23 protein-coding genes are annotated in these 22,272 nt (G+C 70.4%); 6 read left to right on the forward strand and 17 right to left on the reverse strand.

The annotated features are described in order from the left end of the window. Positions 1 to 7 precede the first annotated feature (7 nt). The 11 genes from F9C11_RS34665 to F9C11_RS34715 form a co-directional block, all read right to left on the reverse strand. On the reverse strand, positions 8 to 1,198 hold the full coding sequence (locus F9C11_RS34665; protein WP_409181580.1) for a CynX/NimT family MFS transporter: 1,191 nt from the start codon (positions 1,196 to 1,198) through the stop codon (positions 8 to 10). Between the two features lie 883 nt (positions 1,199 to 2,081). After that, positions 2,082 to 2,930 (reverse strand): aminodeoxychorismate lyase, encoded by an 849-nt coding sequence (locus F9C11_RS34670; RefSeq protein WP_409181581.1) that lies wholly within the window; start codon positions 2,928 to 2,930, stop codon positions 2,082 to 2,084. Between the two features lie 48 nt (positions 2,931 to 2,978). Further along, a complete protein-coding gene (locus F9C11_RS34675; RefSeq protein WP_409181582.1) occupies positions 2,979 to 3,878 on the reverse strand; it encodes a RimK family alpha-L-glutamate ligase in 900 nt (299 codons plus the stop codon). Between the two features lie 31 nt (positions 3,879 to 3,909). Then, complete coding sequence (locus F9C11_RS34680; RefSeq protein ID WP_409181583.1) at positions 3,910 to 4,647, reverse strand: SDR family oxidoreductase; 738 nt, start codon at positions 4,645 to 4,647, stop codon at positions 3,910 to 3,912. Positions 4,648 to 4,679: 32 nt separating this feature from the next. After that, the gene (locus tag F9C11_RS34685; RefSeq protein ID WP_409181584.1) at positions 4,680 to 5,777 is read right to left on the reverse strand and encodes a homoserine O-acetyltransferase; all 1,098 of its coding nucleotides are present in this window, start codon (positions 5,775 to 5,777) and stop codon (positions 4,680 to 4,682) included. Between the two features lie 33 nt (positions 5,778 to 5,810). Beyond that, on the reverse strand, positions 5,811 to 6,773 hold the full coding sequence (cysK, locus tag F9C11_RS34690) for a cysteine synthase A (RefSeq protein WP_409181585.1): 963 nt from the start codon (positions 6,771 to 6,773) through the stop codon (positions 5,811 to 5,813). Beyond that, complete coding sequence (gene dapF / locus F9C11_RS34695; RefSeq protein WP_409181586.1) at positions 6,748 to 7,614, reverse strand: diaminopimelate epimerase; 867 nt, start codon at positions 7,612 to 7,614, stop codon at positions 6,748 to 6,750. The genes cysK and dapF overlap by 26 nt, the downstream gene beginning before the upstream one ends. Continuing rightward, entirely contained in the window at positions 7,611 to 8,429 is an 819-nt protein-coding gene (locus F9C11_RS34700) for an arginase family protein (protein ID WP_409181587.1), read from the reverse strand. The genes dapF and F9C11_RS34700 overlap by 4 nt, the downstream gene beginning before the upstream one ends. 13 nt (positions 8,430 to 8,442) lie before the next feature. Further along, positions 8,443 to 9,234 (reverse strand): YqcI/YcgG family protein, encoded by a 792-nt coding sequence (locus F9C11_RS34705; protein WP_409181588.1) that lies wholly within the window; start codon positions 9,232 to 9,234, stop codon positions 8,443 to 8,445. Positions 9,235 to 9,972: 738 nt separating this feature from the next. Next, positions 9,973 to 10,224 (reverse strand): hypothetical protein, encoded by a 252-nt coding sequence (locus tag F9C11_RS34710; protein ID WP_409181589.1) that lies wholly within the window; start codon positions 10,222 to 10,224, stop codon positions 9,973 to 9,975. A gap of 55 nt (positions 10,225 to 10,279) precedes the next feature. Beyond that, complete coding sequence (locus F9C11_RS34715) at positions 10,280 to 11,239, reverse strand: nucleoside-diphosphate kinase (protein ID WP_409181590.1); 960 nt, start codon at positions 11,237 to 11,239, stop codon at positions 10,280 to 10,282. Between the two features lie 106 nt (positions 11,240 to 11,345). Here F9C11_RS34715 and F9C11_RS34720 point away from each other — a divergent pair, with 106 nt between their 5' ends. Continuing rightward, on the forward strand, positions 11,346 to 12,380 hold the full coding sequence (locus F9C11_RS34720; protein WP_409181591.1) for a CobW family GTP-binding protein: 1,035 nt from the start codon (positions 11,346 to 11,348) through the stop codon (positions 12,378 to 12,380). 74 nt (positions 12,381 to 12,454) lie between these two features. Then, positions 12,455 to 12,724 carry a hypothetical protein gene (locus F9C11_RS34725; protein ID WP_409181592.1) on the forward strand — a complete coding sequence of 90 codons (270 nt, stop codon included), beginning with the start codon at positions 12,455 to 12,457 and terminating at the stop codon, positions 12,722 to 12,724. Positions 12,725 to 12,735: 11 nt separating this feature from the next. Here the strand turns inward: F9C11_RS34725 and ligD are convergent, their stop codons facing one another. From ligD to F9C11_RS34740, 3 genes are read right to left on the reverse strand one after another with little or no spacing between them, the layout of a single operon-like run. Continuing rightward, entirely contained in the window at positions 12,736 to 13,737 is a 1,002-nt protein-coding gene (gene ligD / locus F9C11_RS34730; protein WP_409181593.1) for a non-homologous end-joining DNA ligase, read from the reverse strand. After that, positions 13,734 to 14,810, reverse strand: a complete 1,077-nt coding sequence (locus tag F9C11_RS34735) for an ATP-dependent DNA ligase (RefSeq protein ID WP_409181594.1) — start codon at positions 14,808 to 14,810, stop codon at positions 13,734 to 13,736. The genes ligD and F9C11_RS34735 overlap by 4 nt, the downstream gene beginning before the upstream one ends. A gap of 41 nt (positions 14,811 to 14,851) precedes the next feature. Next, positions 14,852 to 15,988 (reverse strand): DUF1015 family protein, encoded by a 1,137-nt coding sequence (locus tag F9C11_RS34740; RefSeq protein WP_409181595.1) that lies wholly within the window; start codon positions 15,986 to 15,988, stop codon positions 14,852 to 14,854. Positions 15,989 to 16,075: 87 nt separating this feature from the next. On the opposite strand from F9C11_RS34740, the gene F9C11_RS34745 reads away from it, so the two are divergent. Continuing rightward, on the forward strand, positions 16,076 to 17,602 hold the full coding sequence (locus F9C11_RS34745; protein WP_409181596.1) for an MDR family MFS transporter: 1,527 nt from the start codon (positions 16,076 to 16,078) through the stop codon (positions 17,600 to 17,602). Here F9C11_RS34745 and F9C11_RS34750 read toward each other — a convergent pair. Both F9C11_RS34750 and F9C11_RS34755 read right to left on the reverse strand, forming a co-directional pair. Then, positions 17,599 to 18,483 carry a TIGR03854 family LLM class F420-dependent oxidoreductase gene (locus F9C11_RS34750; RefSeq protein WP_409181597.1) on the reverse strand — a complete coding sequence of 295 codons (885 nt, stop codon included), beginning with the start codon at positions 18,481 to 18,483 and terminating at the stop codon, positions 17,599 to 17,601. The two genes, F9C11_RS34745 and F9C11_RS34750, sit on opposite strands and share 4 nt — an antisense overlap. Positions 18,484 to 18,548: 65 nt before the next feature. After that, the gene (locus tag F9C11_RS34755; protein WP_409181598.1) at positions 18,549 to 18,992 is read right to left on the reverse strand and encodes a MarR family winged helix-turn-helix transcriptional regulator; all 444 of its coding nucleotides are present in this window, start codon (positions 18,990 to 18,992) and stop codon (positions 18,549 to 18,551) included. Positions 18,993 to 19,096: 104 nt separating this feature from the next. Between F9C11_RS34755 and F9C11_RS34760 the strand changes: the two genes are divergently transcribed. Beyond that, complete coding sequence (locus F9C11_RS34760; protein WP_037353431.1) at positions 19,097 to 19,492, forward strand: DUF5313 domain-containing protein; 396 nt, start codon at positions 19,097 to 19,099, stop codon at positions 19,490 to 19,492. A gap of 12 nt (positions 19,493 to 19,504) precedes the next feature. Further along, positions 19,505 to 20,434, forward strand: coding sequence for an RluA family pseudouridine synthase (locus tag F9C11_RS34765; RefSeq protein ID WP_409181599.1), 930 nt, complete (start codon positions 19,505 to 19,507; stop codon positions 20,432 to 20,434). A 514-nt stretch (positions 20,435 to 20,948) separates the two neighbouring features. On the opposite strand, the gene F9C11_RS34770 is transcribed toward F9C11_RS34765, so the two are convergent. Beyond that, entirely contained in the window at positions 20,949 to 21,497 is a 549-nt protein-coding gene (locus F9C11_RS34770; RefSeq protein WP_409187036.1) for a hypothetical protein, read from the reverse strand. Positions 21,498 to 21,691: 194 nt separating this feature from the next. Here F9C11_RS34770 and F9C11_RS34775 point away from each other — a divergent pair, with 194 nt between their 5' ends. Beyond that, positions 21,692 to 22,270, forward strand: a complete 579-nt coding sequence (locus F9C11_RS34775) for an ArsR/SmtB family transcription factor (protein ID WP_409181600.1) — start codon at positions 21,692 to 21,694, stop codon at positions 22,268 to 22,270. Positions 22,271 to 22,272 lie beyond the last annotated feature (2 nt).

Genomic DNA, 22,272 nt, shown 5'->3' on the forward strand with positions numbered 1-22,272 from the left:
TGGACGATCAAATCGTCCGAGGCCGGGAAGCCAACGCCCCAAACGCGGTCTGCACCAGCGCAAGCGCGATCATCACCCCGAGCGCGGGCGTCCATGACGAGGTCGCGTCGTGGATCGCGCCGATCGCGATCGGCCCCAGCGCGGCAAGCGTGTACCCCGCGGACTGCGCCATCCCGGACAACGCTCCCGCATCGGAATAGTCCTTGGTGCGCAATCCGAACAGGGACAACGCCAGCGCCAGCGTGATCCCGCCCGCGAGTCCGGCGAGGATGGCCCACAGCACCGCGGCCCCCGGCGCGGCCAGGAGCCCTGCCAACGCACTCGTCAGCAGCAACGACCCGGTAATCGCGATCGCCCGCTGATCCGGCAACCGGTGGATGAGCGCCGAGCAGACGAGACTGCCCGCCAGGCCGGAAAGGTTGAACAGCAGCTGGTGGAACCCCGCGGTCACCGAGCTGATGCCCGCGGCGTGCTCGATCGAAGACAGCCAGGTCACCAGCACGTAGAAGGCGAGAGACTGCAGGCCCATGAAAATGGTGACCTGCCAGGCCAGCGCGCTCGTCCAGGGCCGCGCCGCGCCGGTGGTCGGCGCGAGGGCCGGCGCCGTCGCGGAACGCCGCAGTTGCGGGAGGAAAACGCCGAGCGCGACAAGGGCCAACCCGGCCCAGACTCCCAGCGACAGCCGCCATCCGCCTGCTTGCTGCCCGGCCAGCGGCACCGCGACCCCGGCGGCGATCGCGGCGACGCCGGACTGGACCGCGGTGTACGTGCCGGTGATCGGCCCGATCCGGGTCGGGAAATCGCGTTTGACCAGGGCCGGGAGCAGGACGTTCAGGATCGCGATGGCGACCCCGAGCAGCACGGTCCCGGTCCACAGCAACACCTGCGGCGGCGTGGAACGCAGCAGGATCCCGACCGCGAGCAGCGCCACCGCCGCGCCGAGCGCCCGCTCGAGCCCGAGCTTCGCGGCGACCTTGGGCGCGATCGGCGAGCAGACGGCGAAGGCGATGAGCGGCACGCTGACCAGGACGGACGCGGCGACCGACGAAAGCCCCTGGTCGGCCTGGACGAGGCTCAGGGTGGGCCCGAGGGTGGTGATCGCGGCGCGCAGGTTCGTGGCGATCAGCAGAACGCCGATCAGGACGAGCCCGGGACGCAACGGCGTCACCCGTTCCGGGACGGCGGGACGAGCGGTCATGCGGCGACCTCCGCACCGAGGGGTGCTGCACGGGGAACGGCTTGCGGCGCGGGAGCCAGGCGGACGATCACGGGGCGACCCCCGCAGCGAGAAGCATTGCGCGGGACGACTCGGGGCGCGGGGATGGTGCTCGGCTCAAGCCCCGGCAGAGCACCACGCTCCGGAGCCGCGAGGGCAAGGCGAATGATCAAGCGACAAGCCCCGCCTCGAGAAGCAGTGCGCAGAGAACAGCCCGCGGCGGTGGAGACCGACTCACACCCCGGCAAGACGGCCCGCTCGGAAGCCGCGAAGACGCGGCGGATGACCATGCGGCGAGAACCACTGCGCAGAGAACAGCTCACGGCGGAGGAGACCGGCTCACGCCCCAGCAAAACAGCCCGCTCGGAAGCCCCGAAAACAAGGCGGACCACCACGCAACGACCTCCGCACCGAGCAGCACTGCGCAGAGAACGGCCCGCAGCGGCGGAGACCGGCTCACGCCCCGGCAAAACACCGCCCTCCGAACCCCCGAAGACAAGGCAACCGGTCACCCGACCGCCCCCGCCCCGACAACCCCTCGCAGCCGAAAAGGCGCGCCGCATCCTCGATCCGGCAGCCTCGGAAACCGCAGAACCGAACCGAGCGCTGACACCCCGCCAAGAAACCCTCGCCCGAGGGAACCGGCCAGCAAGACCCCCCGCACCACCGCGACCGGACCGCCCAGGCCCAGCCGAGGTCACGGCCCACCCCATACGTAGGACACAGCCGGCAGAACCGAATCCTCGGGCATCGGATCCTCCCCGCAGCCGGAATATTCTCCCCGCCGCCCGCCCGGCGCCGGGCAAGACTGGCGGGCATCGCCGGTTCCGATCTTGCCCGGTTCCGCGCGGGGTCGGCAAGATCCCTACCGGTACACCGATTCGTAGGCCGCGCTCAGTTCGCGGTGCAATTCGGTCGAGTCGGGCAGTTCTTTGCCGTCCAGGGTGTGCACCCGGGTCAGTTTGCGGACCGACGACGCGACGAAAACGCCGTCGCCCGAGAAAAGGTCGTCGGCGGTCAGCGTTTCGATTTTCGCGGTGAACCCGGCGCGCTCGGCTCCCCGGTACACCGCGGCCTGCGTGGTCCCGGGCAGGATGCCGATGATCGGCGGCGGCGTGTACAGCGTCCGGTCGCGCACCAGCACCACCGAAACCGTCGGGCCTTCCAGCACCGAACCGTCGGTCGCGGTGAAGATGACGTCCGACGCGCCGCGGCGGTTCGCCTCGCGCAGGGCGGCCATGTTGACCGCGTAGGACAACGTCTTCGCGCCCAGCAGCAGCCACGGCGCGCGTTCGGCGATACCCGGTTCGATGCCGCGCTCCAGGGTGATCGCGGCGATGCCTTCGGTGCGTTCGCGCAGCATCTTCGGGCTGATCTCCAGTCCGAGCGCGAAGGCCGTCGGCGGGGAGCCGGGTTCGCTGTCCAAACCCCTGGTGTAGATGAGTTTCATCGCGATTTCGCTGTCGTCGGGCCAGGCGTCGACCACCGCGCGGATGGCCCGTTCCCACTGCGCGTCGTCCGGTTCGGGCAGCTCCATCATCCGCGCCGAGCGGGCGAGCCGGTCCAGGTGCAGGTCGAGTTCCCGCGGTTCGCCGTCCTCGACCAGGACCGTTTCGAAGACTCCGTCGCCGCGGAGCAGGCCCAGGTCGGCGACCTTGATCTGCGGGTCGTCCGGATCGGCTACGGAACCGTCCAGGTAGCCAAGAACACGCACGTCACACAACTCCTTCGTCACGATGGCACGAGACCGGAACGGGCGGGGTCAGGCCCCGATCCGCTCGGCGAGAACGGTGGCGAACCGCAGCGCGCTGCCGTCGCCGAACGGCAGGTTGAGCGACGGTTCGCAGATGTCGAGTTCCAGCACCCTCGGCTGTCCCCGGTCGTCGCGGACCAGGTCGACCCGGCCGTACAGCAGCGGGCGGTCCAGGCCCAGATGGCTCGCCGCGGCGTCGAGGGCGGCGACCGCGACCGCGCGTTCGTCCTCGTCGGCGACGCGCGGGGTGCGGAAGTCGAGCGTCGGGACGTGCACGGTTCCGTCCGGCATCAGCATCGCGGCCTTGCGGATCGCGTGGCTGTACTGCCGGTCGAAGTAGACCAGGTTCGTTTCGCCGTCCCGGTCGACCGACTCGAAATACGGCTGGACCAGCGCGTGCCCGCCTTCGCCGAACAGTTTCAACAGATGCGCGGCGGCCTCCGGCGCCGCCGGACGGGTGAACCGGCGGACATTGCGCGAATACGCGCCGACTCCCGGTTTGACGACGATTTCCGTCGCGTTCGGATGCGTGTCCAGCACTTCCCGCACCACGACGTCCGGGTCGTCGCCGGGCGAGGCGAACCGGCTCGGGACGACCGGGACTCCGAGCGCGGCCAGGTCCGCGAGATACGACTTGTCCAGCGCCCACCGGGCGACCGCGAGCGGGTTGAGCAGGAGCGTCTCCTCCTCGACCCGCTCGCACCAGGCCAGGAAGTCCGGCAGCTGGTCCACGTAGTTCCACGGCGAGCGCAGCACGACCGCGTCGAACCGGCCCCAGTCGACCTCGGCGTCCTCCCAGGGGCAGACCTCGGTGTCGAGTCCGGTCCGCGCGCAGGCCTCGCGCAGCAGCGGCATGTCGTAGTCGATGGGCAGGCTGACGCGGTCGGTCACGAGTGCGACGGTGGTCATCGAGCAGTTCCCCCGATCGGGACGGTGCGGGTCACCACGGCAGGACCTTCCCGGCGTGCACGTAGCTGCCGCTCGGCCCGTTCTCGTCGAGCAGCGCGAGTTCGACGCTGGTCACGGCGCCGTCCGGCGGTTCCTGGTCGCCCGCTCCGTCGTTCATTCCGGTTTTCGTGTAGCCGGGATGCGCCGAGTTGACCTTGATCGGCGTGTCCCGCAGCTCGTACGCCAGGTGCACGGTCCACGAGTTCACCGCGCTTTTCGTGGCGCTGTAAGCCGGAAGCGCCTTGAAGGTGTCGCTGTAGGTGTAGGACTCCGGATCGCTGTGCAGGGTCAGCGAACCGAGCAGGCTCGACACGTTGACGATCCTCCCGGCGGCCGACTTCCGGATCAGCGGCAGCATCGCCAGCGTCGTCTCGACCATGCCGAACAGGTTGGTGTCGAAGGTTTCCCGCCATTCGGCCAGCGTCTGCTGCGACGGCCGTTTGCCGTACTTCTCGATCCGCACGGCGGCGTTGTTGACCAGGACGTCGAGCCGTCCGTGCCGGGTTTCCAGCTCCGCCGCGGCGGCCTCGATGCTCTTCGAGTCCGTGACGTCGAGCCGCAGCCCTTCGACGGCAAGGCCCGTGTCGCGCAATCCCGCCGCGGCCGTCTCGACCGCCGCTTCGTCCCTCCCGCTCAGCACCACGCGGACGCCGCGTTCGGCGAGCTGGCGCACGATCTCGAAGCCGATGCCGCGGTTGGCGCCGGTGACCAGCGCGATGGTGTTCTCCAACTCGGTCTCGCTCTCTTGTCGGTCCGGGGCCGTCACAGGGTGGACAGGAATTTCGCCACCGGCGGCCCGAAACTGTCGAGGTCCGCCAGGAACGCGTCGTGGCCGAGGTCGGACTCCAGCGCGAGGAATTCCACGTCCGCGCCGCCCGCCCGCAGGCCGTCGGCGATCTGCCGCTGCTGGTGCAGCGGGAACAGGATGTCCGTCTGCGTGCCGATCACCAGCGCCTGGTCGACCCGCAGCGCCGCCAGCGCCTCGGCGGCGCCGCGGAACTCGCCGAGGTCGAACCAGTCCATGCTGCGGCTGAGGTAGAGGTAGCTGTTGGGGTCGAACCGGCGCACGAACCGGCGGGCGTGATGGTCCAGATAGGACTCGACGGCGAACTCCGGGCCGAACGCGACGTCCCCGGGCCCGGATCTCTCGCGGCCGAACCGGCGTTCCCATTCCCGGGCGGACCGGTAGGTGGTCATGCCGATTTTGCGCGCGGTCAGCATGCCGCGTTCCGGGTAGCGTTCCGGACCGTAGCGGCCGTCGTTCCACAGTGGATCCGAGCGGATCGCTTCCCGTTGCAGGGAACGGATCGCGATCGAGTACGGCAGCGAATGCGCCGCCGCGGAAATGCTGACGTGGCTGCGCGCCAGCTCCGGGTGCCGCGCCAGCAGCGCCAGCGCGCTCATCCCGCCCATCGACGCGCCGACGACGCACGCCAGCCGCTCGAATCCGAGGCTCCGCACCGTGTGCGCCGCGGCGTCCGCGATGTCCTCAATGGACAGTTCGGGGAAGCCGAGCCGGTACGGCTGCCCGGTCGCCGGATCGGCCGAGGCGGGTCCGGTCGATCCGTGGCAGCCGCCGAGCGAGTTCACGCAGACCACGTGCCACTGCTCGGTGTCGATCGGCTTGCCCGGCCCCACCATCTGCTCCCACCAGCCCGGGCTCGGGTCCTCCGCACAGGACGCGGCGTGCGCGTTCGGCGAAAGACCGGTGAGCAGCAGCACGACGTTGCCCCCGTCCGGGGCGGGCTGTCCGAAGGTCTCGTAGGCGACGCGCGCGCCGTGCAGCACGCCGCCGCGTTTCATCGCGAATCTCTCCGGCAGCCGCGCGAACCGCGTGGCCGGAGGAATGAACTCGTGCATCATGCGTCCCCAGTGGTCGGGCGAGCGTGCGCGTCACTCGCCGAGCGAGGCCAGCCATTCGTCGTCCGAACCGTCGCTGATCCCTTCGAACCAGAAGCTGGACAGATACCGTTCGCCGGTGTCGGGAAGCATCGCGAGCAGCACCGCGCCCTCGGGCGAGTTCTCCGCCTCGCGCAGCGCGGCGGCGAGGGTCGCGCCCGCGGACATGCCGGCGAAGATCCCCTCCTCGGCGGCGAGGCGGCGCGCGGTGTCCCTGGCCAGCTCGTCGTCGATCGTCACCAGCTCGTCGATCACCGTGCGGTCCAGCACTGCGGGGACGAAGTTCGGAGCCAATCCCTGCAGCTGATGCAGATTCCACGACTGCCCGGCCAGCACGGCCGCCTTTTCCGGCTCCAGCACGACAGTCCGCACGTCCGGGCGGGCGAGCTTGAGCATCTGCCCGACGCCGGTGATCGTGCCGCTGGTGCCGAAGCCGGTGACGAACGTGTCCAGCCGTTTCCCGGCGAAGTCGGAGAGGATTTCCGCGGCCGTGGTCTCCCGGTGATAGGCGGGGTTCGCCGGGTTCTCGAACTGGCGGGCGCGGAACCAGCCGTGCTTCTCGGCCAGTTCGTCGGCGATCCGGTTGCCGCCGAGGCTGCCGAGATGGCCGGGGAACAGCAGCACCTTGCCGCCGTACGCGCGGATCAGCTTGCGCCGCTCCACCGAGTACGTGTCGCCGAGGACCGCGACGAACTGGTACCCGCGCGCGGCCGCCACCATCGCCAGCGCGATGCCGACGTTGCCGGAGGTGCACTCCACGATCGTGTCGCCGGGCTTGAGCGCTCCCCTCGCCTCCGCGTCGAGGACGATGGCCAGCGCCAGCCGGTCCTTCACCGAACCGCCCGGGTTGAACGATTCGACCTTGACATACACCGAGACGTGCTCGGGCGCCATCCGGTTCAGCCGCACGATCGGCGTGCGGCCGATCGCGTCAAGAATGCTGGAGTACAGCGGCATGACGGAATCCTCCTTCGTACACAGTGGTGGCCGGGCCGGCCAGCACGATCGGCTCCTCCTCGGCGGGCCAGCCGATCCGGAGTTCCCCGCCGGGCACCTCGACCGCCGCGTCCCGGTCGAGCCGTCCGGCCCGGATCAGCACCGCGGCGGCGGCGCAGGCCCCGCTGCCGCAGGCGAGCGTCTCGCCCACGCCGAACTCGTGGACCCGCAACCGGATCCGGTCGCGCGCCACGAGCTCGGCGAAGCCGACGTTGACCGTCGGCGGCAGACCGGGCAGCGCCCGCACGGCCGGGCCGAGCCGGGCCACCGGCGCGCTGCCTGCGTCGTCGACTTCGAGCACGACGTGCGGATTTCCGGTGGACACCGCGGCGAAGCGGACCGGAGTCCCGTCCGCCAGCACCGCCTCGTACCGGCCGTCCCTGCTCGCGAAGCCGGACAGCGGGATCTGCTCGGGAGTGAACCGGGGGACAGTCAGTTCTATGCTGAACCTGTTGTCTTCCAGCACTTCCACCCGGTGCGTGCCGCTCGGACTGTCGATCTCGAACGACGGCGGACGCGCCAGCCCGGCCTGGACGAGCCAGGAGGCGACGCAGCGGGCGCCGTTGCCGCATTGCGGCGAGCTTTCGCCGTCTCCGGTCCAGATCTCGAACGCCGCGACCGCCGAGGCGCTGCGCGGCGGCCGGATCCCGAGGATCAGGTCGCAGCCGACGCCGGTGTGCCGGTCGGCGAGCGCCCGGCACAGCTCCGGCGACGGCGCGGGCGCGTCCCGCAGGTCGAGCACGACGAAATCGTTGCCGCACCCGTGCATTTTGGTGAACGGAAGATTCGCGCGCTGGTTCATCGCACCGCCGCGGTCGCGAACACCGGCGCGATCATGTCCATAATGGACTCCGTCGCGCGCGCGTCGACGCTTTCGTCGCCCGTCGCGGCGAATTCGGCGAGTTCGAGACCCAGGACGTCCCCGGCCGGGATCGCCTCGAGAATCTCGCGGATCCGGTGCGGCGGAAGGCCCTCCGGCACGTGGTAGTCGGCGGGCACGGTGCCCGGTTCGAGCACGTCCCAGTCGATGTGCGCCCACACCCGCGCGCCGCCGGCCGCCGCCGCGACCCGCTTCCCGGTCGCCTCCGCCGGGGCGAGGATCCGGACGCCCGCCTTGTCCAGCAGCTCGCGTTCGGGCGGATCGAGGTCGCGCGCGCCGACGAGGACGACCCGGCCGGGGTCGACGCCCGCGCCGTGCCCGCTTTCCCACAGGCCGCACGCGCCGGCGAGCGCCATTCCGCCGAGGTAGCCGGATTCCGTGGTGTCCGGGGTGTTGAAATCGCCGTGCGCGTCGATCCACAGCACCACGCAGTCCGGGAAGGCCCGGACCGCGGCCGGCAGCGTCGCCAGGCTGGCCGAGCAGGTGTTGGCCGCGAGCACCGTGCGCCGTCCGGCCGCGACACTCGCCGAAACGGCTGCCGCCAAACCGGAAAGCGTCTCCTCCGCGGCCGCGAGGCTGACCGTCCAGTCGTCGTCCCGCGGACCGGCCGGGGTGCCGACGTACCGCGGTTCGACGCCGTACCGCTCGTGCAGCGCACGCGCCGTACGGGCCGCGCCCTCGATCATTCCCGCGCCGCGGTCGCCGATGCGGCCTTGGGAAACGATCAGTTCCATCATCGCCTGTCTCCGATCAGGTAGCGGCCGCGGCCCCGTCCGGCTGCGCGGTTTCGGGGGCCCGGAAGGAAAACGGGCAGGAATCGGTCCGGTCGACGTCGTCCTCGGGCAGGCCGTACTGCCACCATTCGAGCCCGGCGACGCCGTACGAGCCGAGCTGGCGGGCGCGCGGGGCGCCGTCGTAGCGGTCGATCCTCGCCCGGATGTTGCCGCGGACCTTGCGCCCGCTCGGGGTGTCGCCCGCGACGACGTCGAACCGCTCGCGCGGGTTGACCACGAGCACGAAGTGCTCGCCGAGGTTGCGGCTGCGCCGGACCCGGTGCGCGGGGCTGCTCATGTTGAAGAACAACGGCATTCCGTTGAAACACATGGACCACGAGCTGTCCGCGGGGTCGGTGCCGACGTTCTCCGGCCACGGCGCGGGGTCGACGTGGTGCAGCTTCTGGAGCACCTCCCAGCCGAACGCCTGGTACCCGGCGACCGACCCGGCGGACACCGCCGCGGGCGAGAACACGATCAGCAGCGGGTACGCGGTGTCGAGATGGCCGTTCCAGTCCCGGGAAAGCTCCACGTACTCGGCCAGCTGGACGCCGAGTCTCGCGATGGCGTCCGGACCGGCGTCCTCGGCGAAGGCGAACAGCAGCAGCCTCTTGCGGAACGCGTTTCTCGAGAAGACACAGGGGAAACCGCGGTCGGTGAGCCGGGATTCGACGTCGCGGAACGCGCGAGCGCGCCAGTCGGTTCCGAAGGTTTCGGCCTCCTGCTGGGTGGTCAGGGTGATGCTGCGGGGTTCGGGCAGTCGGTGCATTCCGGCCCTCCGGGAATGTTCTTCCTCGGGTTGTGTGGTCCTTTCCGCCTTCCGGCCGGGCCGCGGTCGCGCGGAGATCGGTCGAGCAGGGTTCCCGGCCGTCCCGCTGAACGGATTCCGGCTGGTCGGCGGCCGCCCGGTGCGGCGTCGACCGTCCGGGCACGCGAAGCGCCGCCGGTGCGACGACGGTGCGCGCGGTGGTGCTCGTGCTCGGCTGCACGCCGCTCGGGGCGCGGCGTGCCGGATGCGGTGCGATTACGGGGTGTTCGCGCAGCCGATCGGTCCAGTGCCGCGCACGGCGCGTCCGGGGCTCACCCGCACCCGTCCGTTCCAGCGCGGCACTGTGCGAGCCGCGAAGCGAAGCCGCTGGCGGTGATTCCCCCACTGGACCAGGGCTGCCCCTCAGACTCTATGGACCCCGGCAAACCGGCGCAGCGACCATCCGGGTGAACAACATTCTACGCGAATTCGGGGAATGCCGGGGAATATGTGGAGACAAGACCCGGAACCGACCAATCCGCCTGCGACATCCGGCGGAATCCGCGAGTACGGGGATGCGGGATCATCCGCGCTTACTGGTCCGGACCACTGAAAACGCCTGTCCTGGCGGGAAAACCCCGTTGTCCACAGTGGACGATTGGTACGCGGGAGTTCCGCGCCGAAAGCGTTCGGCATTTTTTTGCTGACTGCTCATCGGTGCTTCACGCCCGCGAAGCGCCTCGCCTACTGCCGCGAAACCTATTTCCGGGAAGGTGCCCGCGTCACCGCCCTGCCCTGCTGCTCCTGCGGGACGGCCCGCGGGAGCGCGAGCCCGGCACGCTGCGCGCCCTGCTGGGCCAGCACAACCGGAACCTCAGATACGTGCACGTCGCCGACGAGCCCGCCGACTTGGTCCGCGAACTCAGCCTGCCGCTCGACTCGCCGCAGCGCCGGGAAGTACTGGCGGGACTGGCCTCGGGGTCCCGCCTGGTCTCCGAAGGCAATCGCCAACCCGGCTCCCCCGCTCGGGAACAAACCCCGGGCCCGGCGTCCATTGCAGACAGCGCTACCGCGCCGTCCAGGCCTCCGGAGAAACGGGCGGCAGCAACGCATGCGGCACCGGACGTTCGTCGTGCACCACGAACGACGCCGTCACGATCACGTCCCAGCGATCGGCCTTCTCGAAGGGCACCAGCTCGGCCAGCTCGTCCCAGCTGATTCGCTCCCCGCTCGCGGCGACGTCCCGCAACCGGGCCGCCGCGGCCTCGCCCGCCAGCGGGGCCAGCCGGGACAACGCCGCGGCGAGGTCCAGGTCGTGCGCCGGGCAGTCCGCTTCGAGGGCCGCGATCTCGGCCCGCGCCTGCGCCGTGCGGTCCTCGCCGAGATGCGCCCGCAGGTCCTCGAGGAACCGGAGCCGCTCCGGGCGGTCGAGGAAAATCGCCAGCTCGCGCACGATGTCCGCCGGTTCATCGCCGACGTGCACGAAGTTCAGCATCCGGTTGGGCGGGTTCAATTTCGTGCGCAGATGGTGCGACTGGCGCCGGGCCGGGTCGCCGACACCCTTCAGCTCGCACAGCCGGACCGTGGCGGGCAGCCCCGGGACCGGGCGGACGTCGCGCGCCAGGAACACCAGCACGTCGTTGGTGAGATACCAGAAAGTGCACAGCTGCAGCCGGTCCACGGTGTAGATGTGCCAGTCGTAGCGCCACACCTCGCGCATCGAATGCCGCGTGTAGGCGAACCGCGTCGTGGCGACGGGCACGAAACCGTTGTCCGCCAAGTACTCCATGATCGGGCCGAGCCTGCGCCCGGCCACCGCGTCCGGTTTGACCACCAGCATCGCCAGCCCGCCGAGGACACCGGTCGCGTCGCCGCCGAACACCGAAAGCACGTCCGCCCAGCCCTCGCGGAAGTACAGGTCGCAGCCGAAGACCTCCCGTTTCTCCGGCACGACCGACAACCGCCGCCATTCCCCGGCCGTCGGCATGCCGTCGACGCGGTCCTCCCTGCCCGGCGTCCAGATCATCAGGTCATCCTGCCACGACGACGCGCTCCGTTCGCCGAGGTTGCCCCGGTCCCGGCGCCCGCTGCGGGTATCGTCGGCGGCCCGGACGTGAAGGAGGAGTGGACGCGTGGCCAGGCAGCGGGTTCCGGTAGTGCTCGTCGCGGGTTTTCTCGGAGCGGGGAAGACCACGATGCTCAACCATCTGCTCGCCAACCGCCAAGGCGTCCGGGTCGGGGTCGTGGTGAACGACTTCGGCCAGGTGAACATCGACGCGCTCGCGGTCGCCGGGCAGGTCGACACGATGGTGTCCCTGGGCAACGGCTGCCTGTGCTGCGCGGTCGACGCCAGCGGGCTGGACGCGATGCTGGGCAAGCTGTCGCGGCCGGAGGCGGGCATCGACGTGATCGTCGTGGAGGCCAGCGGGATCGCCGAGCCGCGCGACCTGCTGCGGCTGATGATCGCCAGCGAGAACCCGGACATCCGCTACGGCGGGCTGGTCGAAGTCGTCGACGCGGTCGAGTTCGAGGCCACGCGGGTCCGGCATCCGGAACTGACCGAGCACCTGCGGGTCGCGGACCTGGTGGTGCTCAACAAGGCCGACCGGGCCGAGGCGGACGCGCTGGCCAAGGTGCGGGCGGTGGTCGAGGAGCACGCGCCCGGGGTGCCGGTGCTGGCGACTGAACGGGGACGGGTCGATCCGGGGTTGTTTTTCGATCCCCGGCCTCGGGAAAGCTACGGGCAGTTGTCATTCGACGATCTGCGGGAACATGATCATTCCGAGCATCTGCACGAACAGTACGAGAGCGTGACGTTCACCGCTGACCGGCCGCTTTCGCCTCGGCGGTTTCTCGCGTTTCTGGAGAGCCGGCCCGCTGGGCTTTACCGGGTCAAGGGGCACGTGGATCTCGGGTCGGCCGAGGCCCGGTCCCGGTTCGGGTTGCACACCGTCGGAGCGTTTGTGCAGGTAGAGCGGTCTTCGTGGGGGTCTGGGCCGCGGCGGACCGAGCTGGTGCTGATTGGCGCCGGGATTGATTCCGCGGCTATTGAGCGGCAGCTCGCCGCGTGTGTGGCGGAGGACGATGCGCCGGATGAGCGGGGGCTTTTGCGGTTTCTGCGGTATCTGGACGAGCCTGCGGAAGAGCGCCACGCCGAAGACGCGTAAACGCGCGGGTTTGCCGGAGCGGAGTCGCACTATGTCTTCGTAGCTCGGACCAGCCTCTTTGGAGGACTAGTTCCATGGCGAAGACGATTGCGGCTCGGTGGTACCTCGTAGGCGCGCTGCCGGAGGACGATCCGGTCGCGCATCTGATGACCCGGGCGGACGATCTGCGGTACCGGCGGTCCGCGTGCGGGGAGCGGGAATCGCGGACGTGGACGCCGGTCGATCTGACCGCTCCGGGGACGGGGCACGTCACGCCGTGTCCCGGGTGCGCGGGCACTTTGGCCGGAGTGCCGGCGGGAGCGGGCGCGCAGGAGCAGCTGGCGTTCGATCTGCCGCTGGGGTGAGGCCTGCCGGGTCATTCCTTCTTCGCCCGGCTCGGCGCGACCCGGGGCGGTTCGTTCGGCATCTTCGGATACACCGGCGGCCACGGCGCGTCCATCAGCCCGCGGGCCAGGTCCTCGCGCGACATCTCCAGCAGCGCCTCGATCGACTGCGGCCGGTCGTTCGCGCCGGCCCACGGATCTCCCCGTTCCGCGACCAGTGCCGGGACCGTCGAAAGCGTCAAGGCGTCCGGCTCTACTGTCGCCAGTTCGTCCCAGGCGATCGGCGTGGAAACCTGTCCGCCGACCCTCGGTCGCACGCACCAAGCTCCGAAGACCGTCTTGTGCGGCGCGTTCTGGTTGAAGTCCACAAAGACCCGTGAGCCGCGTTCTTCCTTCCACCACTGCGCGGTGATCAAGTCCGGGTGCCGCCGTTCCAAAGCCCTTGCCAGCGCCACCGCGGCGGCTCGCACCTCGTAACCGTCCCAGCGTGGTTCCAGAATCGAATACAGGTGCAATCCGCGGGATCCCGAGGTCTTCACGTAGACCTCGATTCCCAATTCGGCCAGGAATTCCCGCACCAGCACCGCTGCTTCGCGCAGCTGCGGGAAGCCGATCCCGGGCGACGGGTCGAGGTCGATGCGCAGTTCGTCCGCGATCTCCAAGGCTGCCGCGCGGTTCGGCCACACGTGGAAGCCCAGGCAGCCTTGGTTGACCGCCCACAGGACGTGCGCCAGATCCGCGGCCACCAGCGCGTCGCTGGTGGTGCCGTTGGGGGTGGAGACGACGGCGGTGGTCAGCCAGGCCGGAGCGTTCTTCGGGATGCGTTTTTGGAACCACGATTTCCCGCCCGCGCCGTCCGGATAGCGCTCCAGCAGCAATGGGCGTCCGCCGAGCCGGGCCAGCAACGGGCCGGCGACGGCTTGGTAATACCGGACGAGATCGAGCTTGGTTTCGCCTCGTTCCGGGAAATACACCTTGTCCGGACTGGAGATCGTCAATTCCACGCCGTCGACGTCCAGCGCCACGCCGCTCATCGGGCCTCCCCGAACAAATCCGCCAGCTCGGCCGGCGGGGCTTCTTCCAGCTGTGCGTAGGTGCACGATTCCGGGGTCCGGTCCGGGCGGAACCGCACCAATCGGCCGCCGTGCCGGAAGCGGCCGCCCTGGAGGTGTTCGTAGCGCACTTCCGCGACCTGTTCCGGGCGCAGCGGTTCCCACGACAGGTCCTTGTCCGGAGCCCACCGGCTGTTGGCGCCCGGCCGGCGCACCTCCTCGGACTGCCATTCCGCCCACGTCCGCCACGGATGCCCGTCCAGCGCGTTCTCCCGCCACGGGGCCAGCTCCTCGACCAGCTCCCGCCGCCGCGCCGCGGTGAAGCTGCTCGCGACGCCGACGTGGTGCAGCGCCCCCTCGTCGTCGTACAGCCCGAGCAGCAGCGACCCGACGCCCTTGCCGTCCTTGTGCCACCGGAACCCGGCGACGACACAGTCCGCGGTGCGCTCGTGCTTCACCTTCAGCATCACGCGTTTGTCCTGCTCATACGGCAGGTCGGCGGGCTTCGCCATCACCCCGTCGAAGCCCGCGCCCTCGAACCGGGTGAACCAGTCCTGCGCGGTGTCCGGGTCCGTCGTGAGCGGAGTCAGATGCACCCGCTGCAAGCCGGTCGAGGGCGCGAAAATGCCCTCCAGCGCCCGGCGCCGCTCGGCGAACGGCTCCTCGGTCAGCTCCCGCTCCCCCAGCGCGAGCAGGTCGAACGCGACGAAACTGGCCGGGGTCTCCGCCGCGAGCTTCCGGACCCGGCTGGCCGCCGGATGCAGCCGCAGCTGCAGCGCCCCGAAGTCCAGCCCGCGCGGCGTGACCAGCACGATCTCGCCGTCGACGACGCATTTGCCCGGCAACGCGTCCCGCAGCAGCTCGACCAGTTCCGGGAAGTACCGGGTGAGCGGCCGGTCGTTGCGCGAGCCGAGTTCGACCTCGTCGCCGTCGCGGAACACGACGCACCGGAAGCCGTCCCACTTGGGCTCATACCAGAACCCGCCGCCGCGCGGCACCTCGTGCACGGCTTTGGCGAGCATCGGCCGCACCGGCGGCATCAGGGGTAGCTCCACCTGCGCGATCCTAAAGGGACCAGGCGCTGACCTGCACCTTTTTACCAGCGCGCCAGCACCAGCCCGCCCCGCGGCTTGGGCATGAAGTACGTCGCCTTCCGCGGCATCCGCCGCCCCGCCGCGTGCACCGCCCGCACCGTCTCGAACGGCACCGGGGCCAGGTGCACCACCGCGTCCGCGTCCGGCGGGACGGGGCTGCCGGGCAGGAGCGGACGCACGTGCGGGCCGTCCGGGTCGAGGCCGAGCGCCGAGCCGAGGAGCGTCTGTTCCACCACCTCGTGGTCGATGACCAGCGGATCCGCGGCAGGCAGCCGCACCGAGAGCGCCCGCGATCCGGCCAGCACCACCGCCGTGCCGGGGCAGGACGGCGGGGTCGCGTCGTCCGCCCAGGACACGTCCAGTCCGGCCGCCTGCCAAGCCGCGAACAGGCTCTCCGCGGAACGCCCGGTCCCGAGGAGCACCCGGTTGATCGCCCGGATCTCCAGCTGCGCGCCCTCGGTGATCAGCGCCAGCAGCTGCCCGCTCCCCGCCGCCGCCGCGACCCGGTGGTTTCCGTCCGCCACCAGCAGATCGCTCGCCGACGCCGCCTCCAGCAGCCGTTCCTGCATCTCGCCCTGCCGCACCACCCACAGCTCGTGCGGCAGTCCCGCCCGGTCCACAGTGGACACGTCGGGTTCCGCCGAACTCGCCGCTTCCTTGACCGCGGCGGTCAGCTCCGCGGCGTCGCCGACCGGCACCAGAAGCGCGGCGCTCGTCGCGCAGCCGAGGCCGTCCAGCACAGCCGCGCGTTCGGCGACCACCTCCGGGTAGACCTCCTCGGTGTGCTTCACGTGCGCCCCGGCCGAGGTCAGCTCCCGGACGTCGACCAGGCACAGCACGCCCGCGATGGTTTCGCCGATCCGGTAGGCCGCGACGAATCCGGTCTCCGGCCGGTAATGCCCGGTCAGCAGGCGTTCGAGCGTCGCACGGGCCTCCGGCAGCGCGGCCTCGACGTCCAGCCCGGCCGCCAGCGCCGCGGGCGTGCGCGCCGGATGCTGCGCGGCCAGCAGCGTGTCCCCTTCCGCCGCCGCGAGCGCCCTCGTCACCGCCTCCGGTTCGGCGAACTCGTCGACGTCCGGTCCCGGCACCGCTCCCTCGACGACCCAGCCCCGGCTGATCGGCCGCACCCATCTGTCCATGCCTCCATGATGGCGGCCAGGCGAACGCGGGGGCACCGATCGATCGGCTGGGGAATGCTTGCCGAGGCGAAGGAGTTCATTCCCGGCATGGGTAGCACGAGCAGTCCGCCCGCGGCGAAACGCGCCGCCGTGGGCCTTCGATCCGAGCGGGGCCCCGTCCTCGCCGCTGTCATGCTGAGCACCGGCCTGGTGGCCCTCGACAGCACCATCATCGCCACCGCGGTCCCCTCGGTGGTCCGCGACCTCGGCGGGTTTTCCCAGTTCCCGTGGCTGTTTTCGATCTACCTGCTCACCCAGGCGGTCACCGTGCCGCTGTACGGCAAGTTCGCCGACGTCCTCGGCCGCCGTCCGGTGATGTTCTTCGGCATCGCCGCGTTCCTGCTCGGTTCGGTGCTGTGCGGGATCGCTTGGAGCATGCCGGTGCTGATCGCGGCGCGCGCGGTGCAGGGCATCGGCGCGGGCGCGGTCCAGCCGATCAGCATGACGATGGTCGGCGACCTGTACACGGTCGAGGAGCGCGCCCGGGTGCAGGGCTACCTCGCCGGGGTATGGGCGGTCGCGTCGGTGATCGGGCCGACGCTCGGCGGCGTGTTCGCCGAATACCTCAGCTGGCGGTGGATCTTCTTCGTCAACCTGCCCCTCGGCGCGCTCGCCGCGTGGATGCTCTACCGCAAGTTCACCGAGCAGGTGAAACGCACGCGGCACAAGGTCGACTACCCGGGCGCGACCCTGCTGACGCTCGGGTGCGCGCTGCTGATCCTGGCCCTGCTGGAAGGCGGGGTCGCGTGGGGCTGGACGTCGGCGCCGAGCCTGGCGATCTTCACCGCCGCCGTCCTGCTGCTGGTCGCGTTCGTGCTGGTCGAACGGCGCGCGGAAGAACCCGTGCTGCCGCTGTGGGTGTTCACCCGCCGCACGCTGATCGGCGGGAACCTGGTCGCCCTCGTCACCGGCGCGGTCCTGCTGGGCTTCAGCTCCTTCCTGCCCACCTACTCCGAAGGCGTGCTCGGCACGGACGCGCTCACCGCGGGCTTCGCGCTGGCCGCGCTCACGATCGGCTGGCCGATCGCGGCTTCGCTGTCCGGGAAGATCTACCTGCGCATCGGATTCCGCGACACCGCGCTGATCGGCAGCGGATTCCTGCTCGTCGGGGCGGTGATGGCGACGTTCCTCGGCCTGGACTCGGTGGTCTGGACGGCCGCGGCGGCCGTGTTCGTGGTCGGCGTCGGGCTCGGGCTTTCCGCCAGCCCGACCGTGGTGGCCGTGCAGTCGACCGTCGGCTGGGAACGCCGCGGCGTCGTGACCGCGACCAACATGTTCAGCCGCTCGCTCGGCAGCGCGGTCGGCACGGCGATCTTCGGCGCGATCGCCAACGCCACCCTCGCCGGCCGGTTCGCGAACCCGCCCGCCGAGGTCGCCGGCCATCTTCCGGAGAGCGTCGACGCCACGAGCCGCGTCCTCAGCGGCGCGCACGACAACTCGCCGGCGACGGCGTACGTGCGCGAATCGCTCGCCGGGGCCACGCACAACGTGTTCCTCGCGATCGTCGCCGTTTCGGTGCTCAGTGTCGTCGCGCTGCTGCTCATGCCCCGCAAGACCGAACAGCTGACGTTCTAGTTCTGCAGCGGCACGAGTTCGCGCACGAAATCGTCGAGGAACTGCCGGTAGTCGCCGGAGTATCCCGGCCGGACCACGAATTTCGTGATTCCGGCCTCGAGGTGCTGCTCGATCATCCGGCGCGCCCCGGCCCAGCTGGTGGGCACGAGGTCGGTGGCCGGACGGCCCGGATTGCGCTGCTGCGCCACCGCGCGCAGCCTTTCCGGGATCCCGTGCAGAGCCAGGACCATGCTCAGTCCGAAGTGGTCCGATTCGATCTCCCGCCCGGCGTCGGCGGCGGCTTCCTGGATCGCCAGCCGCGCCGCCCGGGACTGCTCCGGCGTGTGGAAACTGCCGAGCCATCCGTCGGACAGCCGGCCCGCGCGCCGCAAGGCGGCAGGCGCGGCCCCGCCGACCCACACGTCGAGCCGCTTCGCCGGACGCGGCCCGATCGTCACGCCGTCGACCTGGAAAAACTCGCCGTCGAAGGACACGTTGTCCTGTTCGAGCAGCAGCCGAAGCAAGGCGAGCGACTCGTCGAACACCGCCGCGCGACGGCCTTCCGGCACCGGGAACAGGGCGCGTTCCGCGGGCTGCGCGGGCAGCAGGCCGAACACCGGCAGCACGCGTTTCGGAGCCAGCCCGGCCAGCGTGACCAGCTGTTTCGCGACCAGCACCGGGTTCCGTCCGGGCAGGATCGCCACGCCCGTGCCGAGCTTGAGCCGTTCGGTGCGGGCGAGCGCGTGCGTCATGCCGATCAACGGGTCGACGTCCGGCGAATAGACCACTTCGGACAGCCACAGCGAGTCGACGCCCGCCGCCTCCGTCGCCTCGGCCAAACCGGTGAATTCCGCCGGCCCGGTCCCGAGCCCCGGAGCCACCCCCACCCGGATCTTGTCCACGCCCGCTCCGCTCTCCTCGACAGATTTCCCTCGGCAGAACCGGATCCCGGCGCGAGTTCTTCCCGCTAGGCGGTCGCTGCGATGACCCGGCCCAGCGCGGCGTGCAGCGCCTCCAGTTCGGACACCTCCATGCCGAGCCGCTCCACGACGCGATACGGGATCTTCTCCGCCTCGGCGCGCAGCTCCCGCCCCTTGTCGGTGAGTTCGACGGTCAGCTGCCGCTCGTCGGCACGGCTGCGGCCGCGGGTCACGTACCCGATCGCCTCCAGCCGTTTGAGCAGCGGCGACAGCGTCGCGGGCTCGTGCCGCAACGCCGTGCTGAGGTCCTTGACCGACCGCGGCGACTGCTCCCACAGCGCCAGCATCACCAGGTACTGCGGATGGGTCAGCCCGTGCGGTTCCAGCAGCGGCCGGTAAATCGCGATCACGCTGCGCGAGGCGACCGACAGCGCGAAGCACACCTGCCGGTCGAGCTTCAGCGGGTCCTCGCCAAGGTCGATCTCGGCCACTCGTCCTCCTCGTGCTCGGGCCCACTCTAGCGCGGGCTGCACCACACTAATAGTTAGTGTACTAATCATTAGGGTACTGTGGCAGCAGACCCCGAGGAGGAGCGATGACCGACCGGCCCGGCGTTCTCCGCTGGTTCTGGTATGCCGTGAGCGGACGGCTTCCCGAGCGCTACCGCGACTGGCTGCTGCACGACGCGACGTCCAAGCACTGGAAGGCCCGGCACGTCCTGCGCGCGACGGTGGGCATCGCGCCGCTGTGCCTGGTCTGGCTGCTGCTGCCGGCCCCGCTCGGGCTGCGGCTGGCGATCGTGCTGATGGCCGCGCTGGTGTCGTACTTCTACTCCTGCGCCTACATGGAAGAAAGCATCGACCACCGGTTGTCCCGCAACGGTTTCCCGCCCGGGACCGGCAAGCGGATCCGGCGCGAGAAAGCCGCCGAGGCCAACGCCGAGGCGACCGCCCGCTACATCGCGGCCTACCGGCAGGACCCGGCCGACTAGACTCGGGAGCCGATGAGACGCAAGCGCCTGGCCCCGATCCCGCCCCGGCACGGCCTGGACCCCGCCCGGCTGCGGCTGCCCGAGGAGGGTCCGTGGACGACCCTGCTGGAGCACCTGGTCGAACGGCTGCCAAGGGTCGCCCCCGCACGGATCGAGGAAATGCTGCACGAGCAGCGGATCCATGGCGAGAACGGGCCACTGGGGATCGACGCGGCGTACGTCCCCGGTTCGTTCATCTGGTTCCACCGCGACCTGCCCGACGAGGTCCCGGTGCCGTTCGACGTCTCCGTTCTCCACCGCGACGAACACCTGCTGGTGGTCGACAAACCACACTTCCTGGCGACCATCCCGCGCGGACGGCACGTCCTGGAAACCGCCCTAGTGCGCCTCCGCCGTTCGCTGGACCTGCCCGCCCTCTCCCCCGCCCACCGCCTCGACCGCGTGACGGCGGGGCTGGTGATGTTCGTGATCACGCCGTCCGCGCGCGGGGCGTACCAGACGATGTTCCGCGATCGGCTGGTACACAAGGAATACGAGGCGATCGCGCCCTATGACCCGGCGCTGGAGCTGCCCCGGGTGGTGCGCAGCAGGATCGTGAAGGAACGCGGAGTGCTGGCCGCACAGGAGATTCCCGGCCCGCCGAATGCCGAGTCCACAGTGGAACTTCTGGAACACCGGGACGGGCTGGGCCGCTATCGCCTCACCCCCGCCACCGGACGCACGCACCAGCTGCGAGTGCACATGTGCTCTTTGGGCATCCCGATCCTTGGCGACGACTTTTATCCGGAACTGCACGAGAAACCGCTCGACGACTTCACGAAACCGTTGCAGCTGCTGGCGAAAGTACTGGAATTCGACGACCCGCTGACCGGCGAACACCGCCGCTTCACCAGCCGCCGGACGCTGGCGGCGTGGGATTCGCTCGAAGCATGGGCTAGTTGAGGGCTACGGCCAGGAAATGCGCGCTGGCGTTGGCGGTAATTCCTCGATGACGCCGTTGCTGCCGGGCACAACTGTTCGGTGAGCCGACCCACGCCCGGGAGATAACGGCTGGCCGCCGCGGCGACCAAAATGCCGCTTGCCGAAGCACGCGCCGGGCTTCGGCAAGCGCCATTTCCCACTGTGACACCTTCGATTCCAGCCGCCTCCTCGACGTGTCTGGGCACCGGATCGACCACGTGCACCGAATGTCCGTCCGCAGCCAGCCAACGTGCATGCACTCCGGTCGCCCCGCTGACGTCGCGCGCTCTCCGGCCTCGGCGCAGGCGTCGCTCTGCGCACGAACTCGTGCGTGCACAGGAATTCCAGCCTGCCGTGCGGCGATCTGACCACTGGTCGCGGTGTCGCGTAGTGCTCAACCAAAGTCATGGCCGCAACAGTGACCGAAGCCCCCTTCCGCGGCAACGGAATTCCCGCGCGACGGATGCCCGGCGGCGGCAGGCATCCGTCGCGGAGATCACCTGGTCCAGAACTTGATCCCGCTCCACTGCACGGTGATCGGCCCCGCCCCGCTCGCCGTCCGATACGACCCGAATTTGTCGTAATAACTACCCGATGGGCTGGCATCGGTCTGCTTCAGCGAGCCGTTGATGTATACCTTGTGGGAGCTGCCCACCTGATTGATCGTGTTGACCCGCACCGAAGTCCCGACCGTCGCGCCGGTCGCCACCGTCTGGCCGTTCTCCACGGCGTACAGCCGGCCGCCCTTCTCCACCGCCAGCAGGAAATACGGCCCGGCGTCCGACCCGTCGCGGAACGTCTGCTTCAGGCTGATCCGCGAGCCGCCCATGCTGGTGATCTTGAAGGAGCCCTCGAACTGGTGCGTGCCGCCGGTGTAGGTCTCGTAGCGGCGTTCGGCGCGCTGCTCGCCGCTGCCGTCGGAGCAGGTCAGCTTGAAGGTGAGCCCGCTGATCTGGCCGCAGCCCTTCTGCTGTTCCTTGTACCCCGGCGACCAGGGCTTCCAGGTGCCGCCGCCGACCTGGGCGTCCGCGGCCGGGGCGAGCATCGCCAGCCCGCACACCGCCGCCGCCAGCGCTCCGCCGATCCGGGTTCTCGTGCGCACGTGCCAACCTCCGTCGAACTCAGGGCGGCGGTAGCGGTACAGGTCCAGACCACTGGTGGGTCACTGTAAGTCCCCGGCCGGTCGCGGACAAGGGCCGGCTCCTTGACGACTTTGTTTGTCACTGCTTGGCTCAGGGGATGCAGGACGTCGAAGTGATCGAGGACCCCGCCGTCGCGGCGGCCGCGCTGGACCCGGTGCGCGCCCGCCTGCTGGCCGCGCTGACCGAACCGGCGTCCGCCGCGGCGCTGGCCGCCAAGGTCGGCCTGACCAGGCAAAAGGTCAACTACCACCTGCGCGCGCTCGAAACGCACGGCCTGGTCGAACCCGCCGGGACCCGGCAGTGGGGCGGCCTCACCGAACGGCTTTTCGCCGCCACCGCCGGCGCCTACCTGGTCTCCCCCGCCGCCCTCGGCGCGGCCGGCTCCGCCCGCGTGAAACCGGACCGCCTGTCGGTCAGCTACCTGCTGGCCGTCGCCGGCCGGACCCTGCGCGAGGTCGCCGGGTTGACCCGGCGCGCGGCCCGCGCGGGCAAACCGCTCTCGACGCTGACCCTGGACACGGAAATCGCCTTCGCCTCCGCCCGCGACCGATCCGCGTTCACCGACGAACTCACCGCTCTCGTGACCGACCTCGTCTCCCGCTACCACAACGAATCCGCCCCCGACGCCCGCCTGCACCGGCTCGTCGTCACCGCACATCCCAAGCCCGCCGAGTAGTT

It is taken from the genome of Amycolatopsis sp. VS8301801F10 (assembly GCF_046195355.1).
GTDB lineage: Bacteria > Actinomycetota > Actinomycetes > Mycobacteriales > Pseudonocardiaceae > Amycolatopsis.

Coding starts and splice junctions, on each gene's coding strand:
- cysK (WP_409181585.1), bottom strand. CDS start 6,773: ATGCCGCTGTACTCCAGCATTCTTGACGCGATCGGCCGCACGCCGATC.
- ligD (WP_409181593.1), bottom strand. CDS start 13,737: ATGAGCGGCGTGGCGCTGGACGTCGACGGCGTGGAATTGACGATCTCC.
- dapF (WP_409181586.1), bottom strand. CDS start 7,614: ATGAACCAGCGCGCGAATCTTCCGTTCACCAAAATGCACGGGTGCGGC.
- F9C11_RS34775 (WP_409181600.1), top strand. CDS start 21,692: ATGCAGGACGTCGAAGTGATCGAGGACCCCGCCGTCGCGGCGGCCGCG.
- F9C11_RS34745 (WP_409181596.1), top strand. CDS start 16,076: ATGGGTAGCACGAGCAGTCCGCCCGCGGCGAAACGCGCCGCCGTGGGC.
- F9C11_RS34725 (WP_409181592.1), top strand. CDS start 12,455: ATGGCGAAGACGATTGCGGCTCGGTGGTACCTCGTAGGCGCGCTGCCG.
- F9C11_RS34700 (WP_409181587.1), bottom strand. CDS start 8,429: ATGATGGAACTGATCGTTTCCCAAGGCCGCATCGGCGACCGCGGCGCG.
- F9C11_RS34665 (WP_409181580.1), bottom strand. CDS start 1,198: ATGACCGCTCGTCCCGCCGTCCCGGAACGGGTGACGCCGTTGCGTCCC.
- F9C11_RS34685 (WP_409181584.1), bottom strand. CDS start 5,777: ATGCACGAGTTCATTCCTCCGGCCACGCGGTTCGCGCGGCTGCCGGAG.
- F9C11_RS34715 (WP_409181590.1), bottom strand. CDS start 11,239: ATGATCTGGACGCCGGGCAGGGAGGACCGCGTCGACGGCATGCCGACG.
- F9C11_RS34760 (WP_037353431.1), top strand. CDS start 19,097: ATGACCGACCGGCCCGGCGTTCTCCGCTGGTTCTGGTATGCCGTGAGC.
- F9C11_RS34675 (WP_409181582.1), bottom strand. CDS start 3,878: ATGACCACCGTCGCACTCGTGACCGACCGCGTCAGCCTGCCCATCGAC.
- F9C11_RS34770 (WP_409187036.1), bottom strand. CDS start 21,497: ATGCTCGCCCCGGCCGCGGACGCCCAGGTCGGCGGCGGCACCTGGAAG.
- F9C11_RS34740 (WP_409181595.1), bottom strand. CDS start 15,988: ATGGACAGATGGGTGCGGCCGATCAGCCGGGGCTGGGTCGTCGAGGGA.
- F9C11_RS34705 (WP_409181588.1), bottom strand. CDS start 9,234: ATGCACCGACTGCCCGAACCCCGCAGCATCACCCTGACCACCCAGCAG.
- F9C11_RS34765 (WP_409181599.1), top strand. CDS start 19,505: ATGAGACGCAAGCGCCTGGCCCCGATCCCGCCCCGGCACGGCCTGGAC.